Source organism: Pseudomonas chlororaphis subsp. chlororaphis, from assembly GCF_003945765.1.
Lineage (GTDB): Bacteria > Pseudomonadota > Gammaproteobacteria > Pseudomonadales > Pseudomonadaceae > Aquipseudomonas > Aquipseudomonas chlororaphis.
On the sequence record NZ_CP027712.1, the window covers coordinates 6,658,530 to 6,674,180 of the forward strand.

The window sequence follows — 15,651 nt, forward strand, 5'->3', positions numbered from 1 at the left end:
ACGCTTACAAGGACGCGTGTTAAGTGAACCAGAACTGGCATGGCACCCTGATTCGCCACATGCTGCTGTTGGTCACCGGCTGCCTGCTGGTGGGCCTGATCAGCGGTTACTACGGCTGGAGCCTGGCCATCGGCCTGGGGATCTATCTGGCCTGGACCCTCAAGCAACTGCTGCGCCTGCACGAATGGCTGCGCCTGCACCAACCCGATGAAGCACCGCCCGATGGCTACGGCCTGTGGGGCGAGGTGTTCGACAGCATCTACCACCTGCAACGCCGCGACCAACGGGTGCGCGGGCGCCTGCAAGCCGTGATAGACCGGGTCCAGGAGTCCACCGCGGCGCTGAAAGACGCGGTGATCATGCTCGACAGCGACGGCAACCTGGAATGGTGGAACCGCGCGGCGGAAACCCTGCTGGGCCTGAAGACTCCACAGGACAGCGGCCAGCCGGTGACCAACCTGGTGCGCCATCCGCGCTTCAAGGAATATTTCGAGCAGGACAATTACAACGAGCCGCTGGAAATCCCCTCGCCGACCAACGACCGGGTCCGCATTCAGCTGTACATCACCCGCTACGGCAACAACGAACACCTGATGCTGGTGCGCGACGTGACCCGCATCCACCAGCTGGAACAGATGCGCAAAGACTTCATCGCCAACGTCTCCCACGAGCTGCGCACGCCGCTGACGGTGATCTGCGGCTACCTGGAAACCCTGCTCGATAACGTCGAGGAAGTGAATCCGCGCTGGAGCCGCGCCCTGCAGCAGATGCAGCAGCAAGGCGGGCGCATGCAGACCCTGCTCAACGACCTGCTGCTGTTGGCCAAGCTGGAAGCCACCGACTACCCGTCGGACAACCAGCCGGTGCCGATCGACGTGCTGCTGCAGTCGATCAAGAGCGATGCCCAGGCGCTGTCCGGGGAGCGCAACCAGCGCATCACCCTGGAAGCCGACGCGCAGATCCAGCTCAAGGGTAGCGAGGCGGAACTGCGCAGCGCCTTTTCCAACCTGGTGTTCAACGCTGTGAAATACACCCCGGCCGAGGGCAACATCCGCATCCGCTGGTGGGGCGACGAGCAAGGCGCGCACCTGAGCGTGCAGGATTCGGGGATCGGCATCGACAGCAAGCACTTGCCACGCCTGACCGAACGCTTCTACCGGGTCGACTCCAGCCGCAACTCCAACACCGGCGGCACCGGCCTGGGCCTGGCCATCGTCAAGCATGTGCTGCTGCGCCATCGGGCGCGCCTGGAGATCAGCAGCGTACCGGGCCACGGCAGCACTTTTACCTGCCATTTCGCCCCGGCCCAGGTGAAAAGATTGCGTGCCAACACCCTGACCGACCAGCGGTGACAGCCACGCACTACTAGGCAATCGCCCTGCCAGCCGCTACATTGGCTGGCTTGCGCCGGCCATTGCGCCGCGCATTTCTCTCTTTTTCGAATACACGGAACCCGCAAAACTCCATCATGGACCCTTCCCCTGGTTTTACCCTCGCGTCTCTTTTCGCCGACTTCGGCATGATTCTTTTTGCACTGCTCCTGGTTCTGCTCAACGGCTTTTTCGTAGCCGCCGAGTTCGCCATGGTCAAACTGCGCTCGACCCGGGTCGAGGCCATCGCCCATAAGAACGGCTGGCGCGGGCAGATCCTGCGCACCGTACACAGCCAGCTGGATGCCTACCTTTCCGCGTGCCAGCTGGGGATCACCCTGGCCTCCCTCGGCCTGGGCTGGGTCGGTGAGCCGGCCTTCGCGCATTTGCTGGCGCCGCTGCTCAGCGCCGTGGGCGTGGATTCGGCGGAAGTGGTCAAGGGCGTGTCGTTCTTTACCGCCTTCTTCATCATTTCCTACCTGCACATCGTGGTCGGCGAACTGGCGCCCAAGTCCTGGGCCATCCGCAAGCCCGAGCTGCTGTCGCTGTGGACGGCGGTGCCGCTGTACCTGTTCTACTGGCTGATGTACCCGGCGATCTACCTGCTCAACGCCAGCGCCAACACCATCCTGCGCATCGCCGGCCAGGGCGAGCCCGGCCCGCATCACGAGCACCACTACAGCCGCGAAGAACTGAAGCTGATCCTGCACTCCAGCCGGGGCCAGGACCCCAGCGACCAGGGCATGCGCGTACTGGCCTCGGCCGTGGAAATGGGCGAGCTGGAAGTGGTGGACTGGGCCAACTCCCGGGAAGACCTGATCAGCGTGGAATTCAACGCGCCGCTGAAGCAGATCCTCGCCCTGTTCCGCCGCCACAAGTTCAGCCGCTACCCGGTCTACGACAGCGAGCGCAACGAGTTCGTCGGCCTGCTGCACATCAAGGACCTGCTGCTGGAACTGGCGGCGCTGGACCACATCCCCGAATCGTTCAACCTGGCCGAGCTGACCCGCCCGCTGGAGCGCGTTTCCCGGCACATGCCGCTGTCGCAGCTGCTGGAACAGTTCCGTAAAGGCGGTTCGCACTTCGCCCTGGTGGAAGAAGCCGACGGCAAGATCATCGGCTACCTGACCATGGAAGACGTGCTGGAAGTACTGGTCGGCGATATCCAGGACGAACACCGCAAGGCCGAGCGCGGCATCCTCGCCTACCAGCCCGGCAAGTTGCTGGTGCGCGGCGATACCCCGCTGTTCAAGGTGGAACGCCTGCTGGGCATCGACCTGGACCATATCGAGGCCGAAACCCTCGCCGGCCTGGTCTACGAGACCCTGAAACGGGTGCCGGAAGAAGAAGAGGTCATGGAAGTCGAAGGCTTGCGCATCATCATCAAGAAGATGAAAGGCCCGAAAATCGTCCTGGCCAAGGTGTTGATGCTCGATTGAGCACGGTCTGACACCTCATCGCGAGCAAGCTCACTCCTACAATGAACCGCGTTCATCTGTAGGAGCAGCTGGTCGAGGCTCGATTGCTCGCGATCCCCTGCCCCGATTATCACCTGCTCCGCCGATCACCCCGTAGCCGCTGCCGAAGGCTGCGATCGACCTGGGCGGCACTCCGACGAAGCGGGCGCAGGCTCTTGAGGCCGCTGAAGGCCTTCGGCCTTATCGCAGCCTTCGGCAGCGGCTACATGGCTACTTTTTGCCCAGCGCGAAATTCGGCAGGCTGCCGATGGGCTGGTTGAACTGATAGGGAATCGACACCAGCCCCAGCCCCGTATTGCGCTGCACCACGAAGTGCAGGTGCGGGCCGCTGCTGTTGCCGGTGTTGCCCGACAACGCCAGCGGGCTGCCCACCACGACCCGCTGGCCTTCACGCACGCTTACCGAGCCGCGCTTGAGGTGCAGGTACACCCCCATGGTGCCGTCGTTGTGCAACACCCGCACGAAATTGCCGGAAGGGTCGGTGCCGCGCCCGCTCTGGCGGTTCTCGGTCTTCACCACCACCCCGCCACGCGCCGCGATGATCGGCGTGCCCTCGGGCATGGCGATGTCCATGGCATAGCGGCTCTTGGGGCCGAAATGGCTGTACCGGCCGTTGGCGCCCTGGGTCAGGCGAAAGGGGCCGCCACGCCAGGGCAGCGGGTAACGATAGGCCTGGGCGGCGCCCGCAGGGTCGCCCAGGGAGTAACGAAACTGCGGGACATAGATCAGCGGCTTGCCCGCCTGCATAGCCGTGAGCTGCGCCAGGCGCTGTCGGCTGCGGGCCGGCAGTACCCGGCGAATCGGCTGCCTGGGGGCACTGCGGATGTTCTTCAGGCCGGTAAACCCCAGCTCGATCTCCACCGGCGCATACAGGTCGTTACGCACAAAGACGCTGTCCACGCCCCAGCTCTTCTCGACGTCCAGACGCACCTGGCGTTCCAGGTGCTCGACCATGCGATCGCGAAACACGAACACCTGGGCGCCCGGCGACGGACGGTCGCTGTAGGACACCACGCCGTTGGCGTCGGTGGACTTGTAGATGGTCATGGCCATGGCCGAGGTGGCAGCCAGCAACAGACCGCAGGAAAACAGCAGGTGCATGAACATGGGCAAGATTCTGAGGAAAGCCTGAAGTCAGGCTAGCAGCCCGACGTGGACTTTGTATGAATCAACCCTGCACCAGAGGTTCCATTGCCGACGGACTGAAACTGATATCGACCCCCAGGTGCGCGGCGTCGGAGAGGTTGACCAGCGCATCCAGGGAAAACTTGTTGATCTTGCCGCTGAGCACGTCGTTGAGCCGCGGCTGGGTGATATTGAGCCGCCTGGCGGCCTCCTTCTGCGAAACACCCCAGGCCTTGATGGTCTTGCCCAGCTCCAGCATGAGCTTGGAGCGCAGGCGCATATTGGCGGCTTCCTGAGGCGAACCTTCGAGCGCGTCCCAGACACTGGCGAAACGCTCGGTATGCATGTGATCGGTCATGGCGTGCACTTATCTCCTGAAGTCTGGCCCGAGCCAGCTCGATGTCCCGCGCTTCGGTCTTGCGGGTGGTCTTGCGCATGGCGTGCAGCACATAAATGGCCGCGGGCCGGTTGGCCACGTAAAACACCCGAAACGCTCCTGAATCCTCACTGATCCTGATCTCGAACACCCCCGGCCCCACGGTTTTCATCGACCGGCAGTCATAGGGCGGCTCGCCCTGCTGCAACAGATCCAGCTGAAAACCCGCGGCCCTTCGCGCATCCAGCGGAAAAGCCCGAAGGTCCCGGAGCGTGCTCCCGACAAACACCACATCCTTGTGCCTAGGCATCGAACCTCTCCCGTTACTGACCCCAGAGAGGTTAAACAACCCGACCGCCACAGCGCGCGACCGGGTTGTTTCAAAGCGTGGCCAGGCACAAGAAAAGCCAAAAGCACAGATCACAACCTATATCAGTACAGATATAAATCAACCTGAAAAACAGAGAATCGGACACACGGCATCAAACCACTGCCCCCTCCCCCAACGCCTTGCACTGCGCCGCCTGCAATACATCACAACCATCGTCCAACAACAGATACAAGGCCTGGGTGATACGCCCCAGGTCACCCTCGTCAGCGTGCAAAAGCGTGGTACAGGAAAGTGTTTGCAGTAGGTTTCGCGCCGAGTTCAGACGCAGGCTGGCACTGGGCGTGGATGTTGAAGCCGCCGCAGGCTGCGATCGGTTTGAGCGGTACTCCGGCGAAGCGGACGCAAGGTTTTGAGATAGCTGAAGGCCTTCGGCCTTATCGCAGCCTGCGGCAGCGGCTACAGGGGCGGGGTCAGCGGGCCGGAAAATGTAGCGGCAGAATAGACGTCATCGCGGGCAAGCCTCGCTCCTACAGAAGCGTGGTTGCCCGCGAGATAGTGCTCAGGAACGGGGCTGAGAGGGGCTCAGGCGCCGGGGACGAAGTGCTTCTGCGCCGTGCCGCGGGCGATCAGGCGGGAGATGTAGTCGAGCTTCTGCGCATCCTGGTCGACGAAGCGGAAGGTCAGTTGCAACCACTCGCTGTCCGGCTTTGGCTCATAGGCCACCACCGCATGCAGGTAGCCGTTCAGGCGCGCCACTTCGGCATTGTCGCCCTGCTCCAGGTCCAGCACGGCGCTGTCGAGCACCTGCGGCAGCGTGTCGGTGCGTTTCACCACCAACAGCGCCTCCTTGATGCTCAGCGCCTTGATCACGCACTGCTGGGTACCGCTGGGCAGACGCAATTGCCCCTGGCCACGCCCCCCAGCAGACGCAGCGGCGGCAGGAGCCGGCGCCTTCACCGGCGGACTGTTGAGCAACCCACGAGACGGGGCTGCAGCGGGAGCAGGAGCGGACACCACGGCAGGCTTGGCAAACGGATTGACCGCCGCAGCCGCCGGCGCGGCGCCGATGACTTCGGCCTTGCCGCCGGTCAGGGCACTCAGGGAGTCATTGCCGAACGCCGAGTTCATCTTGGTCGGCGCGCTGTTCATCAGGGTGTCGAGCTTGCCGACCTTGTTCAGCGCCTGCTTGACCTTGGTCAGCAACTGCTCGTTGGTGAACGGCTTGCTGACGTAGCCGGAGACGCCGGCCTGGATCGCCTGCACCACGTTCTCCTTGTCGCCGCGACTGGTGACCATGATGAACGGCATGGCCTTCATCGCCTCCTGGCCGCGGCACCAGGTCAACAGCTCCAGGCCGGACATTTCCGGCATTTCCCAGTCGCACAGGACCAGGTCGAAGGCTTCACGGGCCAGCAGGGCCTGGGCTTTACGGCCGTTGATGGCGTCCTCGATCTTGATGCCAGGGAAGTAGTTGCGCAGACATTTCTTCACCAGGTCACGAATGAACGAAGCGTCATCCACCACCAACACACTTACCTTACTCATCGACCACCCCTTTAAAAATCCCGGCTAGCATAACGCTTTACTGATGGCACTTTGCCAAAACTCTTCAGTCACGCCGGGACTTTTCGTTCGCGGGCGCTGCTTTTCAAGTTAAATCCCCATAAACGAAAACGCCCGGCCAAAGGGCCGGGCGCTTCTCTCAGGCAACCTTACTTATCGTCAGCTTCACCCGGAACATTAGCGCTTTCGGCACTGGTGCCTTCAACTTCTTCCTTCATCCGCTTCAGGCCCAGATGGCGCACATCGGTGCCGCGCACCAGGTAAATCACCAGCTCCGAGATGTTGCGCGCGTGGTCGCCGATCCGCTCCAGGGAGCGCAGGACCCAGATGATGCTCAGAACGCGCGAGATCGAGCGCGGATCTTCCATCATGTAGGTGGCCAGCTCGCGCAGCGCGGTCTTGTACTCGCGGTCGATGACCTTGTCGTACTGGGCCACCGACAGCGCCAGGTCGGCGTCGAAGCGGGCAAAAGCATCCAGCGCGTCGCGGACCATGTTGCGCACCTGGTCGCCGATATGCCGCACTTCCACATAGCCGCGCGGGGCTTCGCCTTCTTCGCACAGCTGAATGGCGCGACGGGCGATCTTGGTCGATTCGTCGCCGATGCGCTCCAGGTCGATCACCGACTTGGAGATGCTGATGATCAGGCGCAGGTCGGAAGCCGCCGGCTGGCGACGGGCGAGAATGCGCAGGCATTCTTCGTCGATGTTGCGTTCCATCTGGTTGATCTGGTCGTCGATCTCGCGCACCTGCTGGGCAAGCCCCGAGTCGGCTTCGATCAGCGCGGTGACGGCGTCGTTGACTTGTTTCTCGACCAGCCCACCCATCGCCAGGAGGTGGCTGCGCACCTCCTCGAGCTCGGCGTTGAACTGCTGGGAGATGTGATGCGTGAGGCCTTCTTTACTAATCATGGTTGGCGTCCTTGGAGCGTCCGGTAAGGTGCGGTGGACCGCAGCGTCAGTTCAGTGAGCAACAACAGCTTCCTAGCCGTAACGACCGGTGATGTAGTCTTCGGTCTGCTTCTTCGCCGGATTGGTGAACAGCGTATCGGTGTCGCCGAATTCCACCAGTTTGCCCATGTACATGAACGCCGTGTAGTCGGAGACACGCGCGGCCTGTTGCATGTTGTGGGTCACGATCACGATGGTGAACTTCGATTTCAGTTCGTAGATCAGCTCTTCGACCTTCAAGGTGGAGATCGGATCGAGCGCCGAGCACGGTTCGTCGAGCAGCAGCACTTCCGGTTCCACGGCGATGGTGCGGGCGATCACCAGACGCTGCTGCTGACCACCGGACAGGCCGAGTGCCGATTCATGCAGGCGATCCTTGACCTCGTCCCACAGCGCCGCACCCTTGAGGGCCCACTCGACGGCTTCGTCGAGGATGCGCTTCTTGTTGATGCCCTGGATGCGCAGGCCGTAGACCACGTTCTCGTAGATGGTTTTCGGGAACGGGTTGGGCTTCTGGAACACCATGCCCACGCGGCGGCGCAGCTCGGCCACGTCTTCGCCCTTGCGGTAGATGTTGTTGCCGTAGAGGTTGATCTCGCCTTCCACGCGGCAGCCGTCCACCAGGTCGTTCATCCGGTTGAAGGTACGCAGCAGGGTCGACTTGCCGCAGCCGGACGGGCCGATGAAGGCGGTCACGCGCTGCTTCGGAATGTTCATGCTGACGTCGAACAGCGCCTGTTTCTCACCGTAGAACAGGCTCAGGCCCGGGACTTCGATGGCCACGGTTTCCTGGTCCAGGTTCAGGCTCTGCTTGTCGCGGCCCAGGGCCGACATGTTGATGCCGTGGGTATGTGCTTCTTGCTGCATGGGTCACTCCCTACGCTAACAAATTCATTTCAATGAGCCGCTGGCCTCACAAAATGGGCCAGCGGTGTTGCCGTTCTGTAGGAGCGGTATTAACTATCCAGCGCCTTATATTTCTCGCGCAGGTGGTTACGAATCCACACTGCCGACAGGTTGAGCGTCGCGATCACCAGCACCAGCAGCAGCGCCGTGGCGTACACCAGCGGCCGCGCGGCCTCGACGTTGGGGCTCTGGAAGCCGACGTCATAGATATGGAAGCCCAGGTGCATGATCTTCTGGTCCAGGTGCAGGTACGGGTAGTTGCCGTCCACCGGCAGCGACGGCGCCAGTTTCACCACACCCACCAGCATCAGCGGCGCCACTTCACCGGCGGCGCGGGCTACCGCGAGGATCATGCCGGTCATCATCGCCGGGCTGGCCATTGGCAGTACGATCTTCCACAGGGTTTCCGCCTTGGTCGCGCCCAGGGCCAAGGAACCTTCACGCACGGTGCGGGGAATCCGCGCCAGGCCTTCCTCGGTGGCCACGATCACCACCGGCACCGCCAGCAGCGCCAGGGTCAGGGAAGCCCAGAGCAGGCCCGGGGTGCCGAAGGTCGGCGCCGGCAGCGCTTCGGGGAAGAACAAGCGGTCGAGGGAACCGCCCAGCACATAGACGAAGAAGCCCAGGCCGAACACGCCGTAGACGATGGCCGGCACGCCCGCCAGGTTGTTCACCGCGATGCGGATCACCCGGGTCAGGGTGTTCTGCTTGGCGTATTCGCGCAGGTACACCGCCGCCAGCACGCCGAACGGGGTGACGATCATCGCCATGATCAGGGTCATCATCACGGTACCGAAGATCGCCGGGAAGATACCGCCCTCGGTGTTGGCTTCACGCGGGTCGTCGCTGAGGAATTCCCAGACCTTGCTGAAGTAGAAACCCAGCTTGGTGAAGGTGCCCATGGCGTTCGGCTGGTAGGCGTGCACCACCTTGCCCAGGCTGATCTCGATCTCTTTGCCGTTGGCGTCGCGGGCGGTGAGGCTGTCACGGTTGAACTGCGCGTGCAGGTCGCTCAGGCGGGCCTCGACGTCCTGGTAACGGGCGTTCAGCTCGGCGCGTTCGCTTTCCATGTCGGCCTGGGCGGCGGCATCGAGCTTGCCGTCCAGTTCCAGCTTGCGACCGTGCAGGCGGATGCGCTCGAGGCCGGCGTTGATCGCGCCGATGTCGACTTTCTCCAGGGTCTTGAGCTGGGCCGCCAGCTTGTTCACTCGCTCGATCCGCGCCTGCAGTTCCGGCCAGGCCGCTTCGCCTTCGGCGATGACCTTGCCATCCTGCTTGACGTTGACCAGGTAGCCGTAGAAGTTGCCCCACTCGCGCCGCTCGATGGCCATCAGCTCCGGCGGCGTGGTCTGGTTGGTCAGCCAGTCGCCGACGATCCAGGTGAAGTCGTTGCCGTTCAGGTCACGGTTGCCGACCTTGATCAGCTCGCGGGTCATGAACTCGGGGCCTTCGTCCGGCACCGGCAGGCCGGCGCTCTTCAGGCGTGCCCGCGGCACTTCTTCTTTCTGCACCACTTCACCGATGACCAGGTGGTTGGCCTGGCCCGGCACGTCGTAGTGGGCATGCACCAGGTCCGCCGGCCAGAAGTGGCCCAGACCGCGCACGGCGATCACCGCCAACAGGCCGATAGTCATGATGACCGCGATGGACACCGCGCCACCGCTGATCCAGACGCCCGGGGCGCCGCTCTTGAACCATCCATTCAGGGAGTTCTGTTTCACAGACTTCTACCTTTCTTAAAGCGACGAGTATTTCTTGCGCAGACGCTGACGGATCAGCTCGGCGAGGGTGTTCATGACGAAGGTGAACAGCAGCAGCACCAGCGCCGAGAGGAACAGCACGCGGTAGTGGCTGCCGCCGACTTCCGACTCCGGCATTTCCACCGCGACGTTGGCCGCCAGAGTGCGCAGGCCTTCGAACAGGTTCATTTCCATGACCGGGGTGTTGCCGGTGGCCATCAGCACGATCATGGTTTCGCCGACCGCGCGGCCCATGCCGATCATCAGCGCCGAGAAGATGCCCGGGCTGGCGGTGAGGATCACCACGCGGGTCATGGTCTGCCACGGCGTGGCGCCCAGGGCCAGGGAACCCAGGGTCAGGCCGCGCGGCACGCTGAACACGGCGTCTTCGGCGATCGAGTAGATGTTCGGAATCACCGCAAAACCCATGGCCAGGCCGACCACCAGGGCGTTGCGCTGGTCGTAGGTGATGCCCAGGTCATGGGAGATCCACATGCGCATGTCGCCGCCGAAGAACCAGTTCTCCATGAACGGGCTCATGTACAGCGAGAACCAGCCCACCAGGATGATCACCGGGATCAGGATCGCGCTTTCCCAACCATCCGGCACCTTGAGGCGCACCGACTCAGGCAGGCGGCTGAAGACGAAACCGGCCACCAGGATGCCGATCGGCAGCAGCATCAGCAGGCTGAAGATGCCCGGCAGATGGCCTTCGACGTAAGGCGCGAGGAACAGGCCGGCGAAGAAGCCGAGGATCACCGTCGGCATCGCTTCCATCAGCTCGATCACCGGCTTGACCTTGCGGCGCATGCCCGGAGCCATGAAGTAAGCGGTGTAGATCGCCGCGGCCACCGCCAGCGGGGCTGCCAGCAGCATCGCGTAGAACGCTGCCTTCAACGTACCGAAGGTCAGCGGCGAAAGGCTCAGCTTGGGTTCGAAGTCGGTGTTGGCCGCGGTCGATTGCCAGACGTATTTAGGCTCGTCGTAGTTCTCGTACCAGACCTTGCTCCACAGCGCGCTCCAGGACACTTCCGGGTGCGGGTTGTCGAGCACCAGCGGTTGCAGCTTGCCGCCGGCTTCGACGATCACCCGGTTGGCCCGTGGCGACAGGCCGAACAGGCCTTCGCCCTCGACCACCTGGTCCACCAGCAGGGTGCGGTGCGCGGTGCTGTGGAACACGCCGAGCTTGCCCGAGGCGTCCAGGGCGACGAAGCCCTTGCGGCGCTCTTCGGCAGTGATTTCGATGATCGGCGTGGTGCCCATCTGGAAGGTGCGGATCTGCTTCAGGCGCAGTTCGCCGTCCGGGTCGCGGGCCATGAACCACTGGGCCAGGCCGCCCTTGGAAGTACCGATGATCAGCGAGATACCGCCCACCAGCTGGGTGCTGGCCGTCACTTCGGCATCGGCATCCTCCAGCAGTTTGTAGCGACCGTTGAGGCTCTTGTCGCGCAGGCTGAACACGTCGGCCTGGGCACGCCCGTTGATCACGTACAGCCACTGCTGGCGCGGGTCGATGTACATGGCCTTGACCGGTTCGGTCATCTGCGGCAGCTCGATGCGGTTCTGCTCGCTGGTGACCTCGCCGGTCATCATGTTTTCTTCGCGGGTCAGCTGCAGCACGTGCAGTTGCGCGCCGCTGGAACCGGCCACCACCAGCGCCGAATCGGTGGCGTTGAGGTTGACGTGCTCCAGGGCACCGCCCTGCTCGTTCAGCACGATCGGGGTTTCGCCGTAGGGGTATTCGATGGCCGGCGAGATGGTTTTCTTGCCTTCCGGATAGCTGACCTTATAGGTGTGACGGAACACCAGCGCCTGGCCGTTGGACAGGCCAACCACCACCAGCGGGCTGCCCGGCTGATCCTTGCCGATAGCGGTCACGGTGGTGCCGGCCGGGATCGGCAGGTCGACGCGGCGCAGCTCGGCACCGTTGTCGATGTCGAAGAACAGCGCCTGGCCCTTGTCGGAAACCCGCATGCCGACCTGGTTCTGCTCTTCCAGGGAGAACATCAGCGGCTTGCCGGCGTCCTGCATCCAGGCTGGCGTCAGCGGGTCCTTGGCGGTCAGGTCGGCGCCCTGGAACAGGGGCAGCACGACATAGGCGAGGAAGAAGAAGATCAGGGTGATCGCGGCCAGCACGGCCAGACCGCCAACGAGGACGTACCAGCGGGTCAGGCGATCTTTCAGCGCGCGGATGCGGCGCTTGCGTTGCAGCTCAGGCGTATTGAAGTCAATGCGCTTGGGGGGAGAGGTCGGAGTCATGGTGGAGTTGGCCAGATCATTCATGCGCACACCCTAGCGATCCTGTATGACAGAAAGATGACAATGCAGTGACGCAACAAATCCGCCGCGGAGCAGAGCTGGCAGCGGATCGAAAATGGGGGGGGTGTAGGAGCGAGCCCGCTCACTCCTACAAGGTCCGGGACAGGCCCGGACCTAGGGTGTTACTTCTTTACGACTGCAGCGCCTTCCTGCAGGCCCAGGTCAGCCAGTGCCTTGGCGGCGACTTTGGCTGGCAGTGGGATGTAGCCGTCTTTCACTACCACTTCCTGGCCCTGTTTCGACAGAACCAGTTTCACGAACTCGGCTTCCAGCGGGGCCAGAGGCTTGTTCGGGGCCTTGTTGATGTACACGTACAGGAAGCGGGACAGCGGGTACTTGCCGTTCAGGGCGTTTTCTTCGGTGTCTTCGATGAAGTCGCTGCTGCCTTTCTTGGCCAGGGCCACGGTCTTCACGCTGGCGGTCTTGTAGCCGATGCCCGAGTAGCCGATGCCGTTCAGCGAGGAGCTGATGGACTGGACCACCGAAGCCGAACCAGGCTGTTCGTTGACATTAGGCTTGTAGTCGCCTTTGCACAGGGCTTCTTCCTTGAAGTAGCCGTAGGTGCCGGATACCGAGTTACGACCGAACAGCTGGACCGGCTTGTTGGCCAGGTCGCCGGTCACGCCCAGGTCGCCCCAGGTCTTGACGTCGGCCTTGGCGCCGCACAGGCGGGTCGACGAGAAGATCGCATCAACCTGTTCCATGGTCAGGTGCTGGATCGGGTTGTCCTTGTGCACGAACACCGCCAGGGCGTCCACCGCAACCGGGATGGCGGTTGGCTTGTAACCGTACTTCTGCTCGAAGGCAGCCAGTTCGGTGTCCTTCATCTTGCGGCTCATCGGGCCCAGGTTGGAGGTGCCTTCGGTCAGCGCAGGTGGCGCGGTGGCGGAGCCAGCGGCCTGAATCTGGATGTTTACGTTCGGGTATTCTTTTTTGTAGTGCTCGGCCCACAGGGTCATGAGGTTGGCCAGGGTATCGGAGCCGACGCTGGACAGGTTGCCCGACACACCAGTGGTCTTGGTGTAGCTCGGGATAGCAGGGTCAACAGCGGCAACCGCGTGGGCAGTCGCAACGCCAGCAGCGACAAAAGTCATTGCCGCCATCAAACGCTTCAGTTTCATGCCTTACTCCTAGCAGATAGGGTGTGTTAAGTCGGGCCAAGTATCTGTAGGCCGTGTGAACACTCTATGGCTGAAATATGACAATTAAATGAAAGGCCAGCATTCGCGATGGAAGGCTGGCCTTTCTTTATAGAGCGTTTTGTAGCCGCCGCCGAAGGCTGCGATAGGTCTGCAGGATCTCCAGGGCCCTGAAGATCGCCGCGCCCCTTCGGGTCGTTCGCAGCCTTCGGCAGCGGCTACAGGGTCACAGGATCAGCGATCCTTTTTCCACAGGTACAGGCCGACCAGGATCCCGATGCTGCAAATAATTGCAACATAATAGGCCGGGCCCATCGGACTCTCCTTGAGCAGCGCGGTCACCACCATCGGCGTCAGGCCACCGAAGATCGCGTAGGCCAGGTTGTAGGAGAATGACAGGCCGCTGAAGCGCACCACCGCCGGGAAGGCCTTGACCATCACATACGGCACCGCGCCGATGGTGCCCACCAGCAGGCCGGTCAGCGCGTACAACGGGAACAGCCAGTCCGGGTGATCCAGCAGGCTGTGGTAGAAGGTCCAGGAAGTCGCCAGCAGCAACGCGCTGCCGAACACGAATACCCGGCCGGCGCCAAAACGGTCGGCCAGCGCGCCGGACGCCACGCAACCCAGGCTCAGGAACACGATCGCCAGGCTGTTGGCCTGCAACGCGGTGGTCGGGGTGAAGTGATAGACCGTCTGCAGCACGGTCGGGGTCATCAGGATCACCACGATGATCCCGGCGGACAGCAGCCAGGTCAGCAGCATCGAGAGAATGATCGCGCTGCGGTGGTCGCGCAGCACCGCGCGCAGCGGCACTTCCTCGGCCAGGGCCTTGCGCAGCTGCAGCTCGGCGAATACCGGGGTTTCGTGCAGCCAGCGGCGCAGGTACACCGAGAACAGGCCGAACACGCCGCCGAGCAGGAACGGAATCCGCCAGGCGTAATCGGCGACTTCGCCCGGGGTATAGATGCTGTTGATCGCGGTGGCCACCAGCGAACCCAGGAGAATGCCAGCCGTCAGGCCCGAGGTCAGGGTGCCGCAGGCGTAGCCGATATGCCGCTGCGGCACATGCTCGGAAACGAACACCCAGGCGCCCGGCACTTCACCGCCGATGGCCGCGCCCTGGATCACCCGCATCAGCAGCAACAGGATCGGCGCCCACATGCCGATCTGCGCGTAGGTCGGCAGCAGGCCCATGATCAGGGTCGGCACCGCCATCATGAAAATGCTCAGGGTGAACATCTTCTTGCGCCCGAGCAGGTCGCCGAAGTGCGCCATGACGATCCCGCCCAGGGGCCGGGCCAGATAGCCGGCGGCGAAGATGCCGAAGGTCTGCATCAGGCGCAGCCACTCGGGCATGTCCGCGGGGAAGAACAGCTTGCCGACCACCGTGGCGAAGAACACGAAAATGATGAAGTCGTAGAACTCCAGCGCGCCGCCCAGGGCGGACAGCGACAGGGTCTTGTAGTCATTGCGGGTCAACGGACGAGCAGGTTGCGCGGGCTGCGCGACGCTCGAAGGCACAGTGGTCATGGCAAGGGCTTCTCTTATAGTCGGTTCTGGAAGCCGCAACAGCGCTGGTTGTGGCCTGGCAGGTTCGGCACGATAGCAAATTGTTCGAAAAAGCACATAGACGGGCACAATTGACAATCAAAATCAGAACCGGATGGTCGTCGCCGGGCCTGTCGACCGATATACTCGCAGGCATTGGAGCAACGCCGCCCCGGCAAGGGTTGCTGTGCGAAAACGCCGCTGGGCGCCCCAGGCGCCGACTGGGCCAGCCGGTTTCGCAGAGTTTCCCTTTAGTACGCCTTACGAAGAACGTGACGAACGTAGTATGTTCGGGCTGAATCGTTTTTCCTCAAGACGGCTATTCACCTGAAGTACCAATGAAGAGTCACGGGTCAGAGGCACCCCCGGCATGATAGAGCTCGAACAAGAAGATCCGATCCCGCAAGGCGACCTGGCCTTGCAAATCACCGCGCTTCCCCGCGAAACCAACGGCTTTGGCGATATTTTCGGCGGCTGGCTGGTGGCGCAGATGGACCTGGCGGGTACCGCCATGGCCAGTCGCGTGGCCGGCGGGCGTGTCGCCACGGTCGCCATCGACCGTATGGCATTCCTGGTGCCGGTCGCGGTCGGCGCGCAGCTTTCCTTTTATACCCAGACCCTGGAAATCGGTCGCAGCTCGATCCAGATGATGGTCGAGGTCTGGAGCGACGATCCGCTGTCCAGCGAATGGCGCAAGGTCACCGAGGCGGTGTTCGTGTTCGTTGCCATCGACGGCAGTGGCCGCACCCGCTCGGTTCCACCCAGGGCCCGTTAAATTCGGCGTGGGTTAAACCCGGCGGCTGT

Annotated in this window: 12 protein-coding genes and 1 pseudogene; 3 read left to right on the forward strand and 10 right to left on the reverse strand. The window is 62.8% G+C overall.

What is annotated here, in order from left to right; all coding sequences use genetic code 11:
• Positions 1-59: 59 nt before the first annotated feature.
• Positions 60-1,352: a phosphate regulon sensor histidine kinase PhoR gene (gene phoR, locus C4K27_RS30420; protein WP_238437595.1), complete on the forward strand. Its 1,293-nt coding sequence runs from the start codon at positions 60-62 to the stop codon at positions 1,350-1,352.
• A gap of 116 nt (positions 1,353-1,468) precedes the next feature.
• Positions 1,469-2,809, forward strand: a complete 1,341-nt coding sequence (locus C4K27_RS30425; protein WP_007930300.1) for a hemolysin family protein — start codon at positions 1,469-1,471, stop codon at positions 2,807-2,809.
• A 249-nt stretch (positions 2,810-3,058) separates the two neighbouring features.
• Here the strand turns inward: C4K27_RS30425 and C4K27_RS30430 are convergent, their stop codons facing one another.
• From C4K27_RS30430 to C4K27_RS30475, 10 genes and pseudogenes are all read right to left on the reverse strand, one after another.
• Positions 3,059-3,955: a peptidoglycan DD-metalloendopeptidase family protein gene (locus tag C4K27_RS30430; RefSeq protein ID WP_007928535.1), complete on the reverse strand. Its 897-nt coding sequence runs from the start codon at positions 3,953-3,955 to the stop codon at positions 3,059-3,061.
• A gap of 61 nt (positions 3,956-4,016) precedes the next feature.
• On the reverse strand, positions 4,017-4,331 hold the full coding sequence (locus C4K27_RS30435) for a helix-turn-helix domain-containing protein (protein ID WP_037004383.1): 315 nt from the start codon (positions 4,329-4,331) through the stop codon (positions 4,017-4,019).
• 4 nt (positions 4,332-4,335) lie between these two features.
• A pseudogene (locus C4K27_RS30440) lies at positions 4,336-4,659 on the reverse strand (type II toxin-antitoxin system RelE/ParE family toxin); the annotation flags it as partial.
• Between the two features lie 603 nt (positions 4,660-5,262).
• Positions 5,263-6,225 carry a response regulator gene (locus C4K27_RS30445; RefSeq protein WP_053263131.1) on the reverse strand — a complete coding sequence of 321 codons (963 nt, stop codon included), beginning with the start codon at positions 6,223-6,225 and terminating at the stop codon, positions 5,263-5,265.
• Between the two features lie 167 nt (positions 6,226-6,392).
• Positions 6,393-7,154: a phosphate signaling complex protein PhoU gene (phoU, locus tag C4K27_RS30450; RefSeq protein WP_053263132.1), complete on the reverse strand. Its 762-nt coding sequence runs from the start codon at positions 7,152-7,154 to the stop codon at positions 6,393-6,395.
• A 72-nt stretch (positions 7,155-7,226) separates the two neighbouring features.
• The gene (gene pstB, locus C4K27_RS30455; RefSeq protein ID WP_007928526.1) at positions 7,227-8,060 is read right to left on the reverse strand and encodes a phosphate ABC transporter ATP-binding protein PstB; all 834 of its coding nucleotides are present in this window, start codon (positions 8,058-8,060) and stop codon (positions 7,227-7,229) included.
• An 89-nt stretch (positions 8,061-8,149) separates the two neighbouring features.
• Positions 8,150-9,820 (reverse strand): phosphate ABC transporter permease PstA, encoded by a 1,671-nt coding sequence (pstA, locus tag C4K27_RS30460; protein WP_007928524.1) that lies wholly within the window; start codon positions 9,818-9,820, stop codon positions 8,150-8,152.
• Between the two features lie 15 nt (positions 9,821-9,835).
• Entirely contained in the window at positions 9,836-12,121 is a 2,286-nt protein-coding gene (locus C4K27_RS30465; RefSeq protein WP_009041368.1) for an ABC transporter permease subunit, read from the reverse strand.
• Between the two features lie 158 nt (positions 12,122-12,279).
• On the reverse strand, positions 12,280-13,278 hold the full coding sequence (locus tag C4K27_RS30470) for a phosphate ABC transporter substrate-binding protein PstS family protein (RefSeq protein ID WP_007928520.1): 999 nt from the start codon (positions 13,276-13,278) through the stop codon (positions 12,280-12,282).
• A gap of 252 nt (positions 13,279-13,530) precedes the next feature.
• Entirely contained in the window at positions 13,531-14,829 is a 1,299-nt protein-coding gene (locus C4K27_RS30475) for an MFS transporter (RefSeq protein ID WP_009041369.1), read from the reverse strand.
• A gap of 388 nt (positions 14,830-15,217) precedes the next feature.
• On the opposite strand from C4K27_RS30475, the gene C4K27_RS30480 reads away from it, so the two are divergent.
• Positions 15,218-15,622, forward strand: coding sequence for an acyl-CoA thioesterase (locus tag C4K27_RS30480; RefSeq protein ID WP_003229628.1), 405 nt, complete (start codon positions 15,218-15,220; stop codon positions 15,620-15,622).
• The last annotated feature ends 29 nt before the right edge of the window (positions 15,623-15,651 follow it).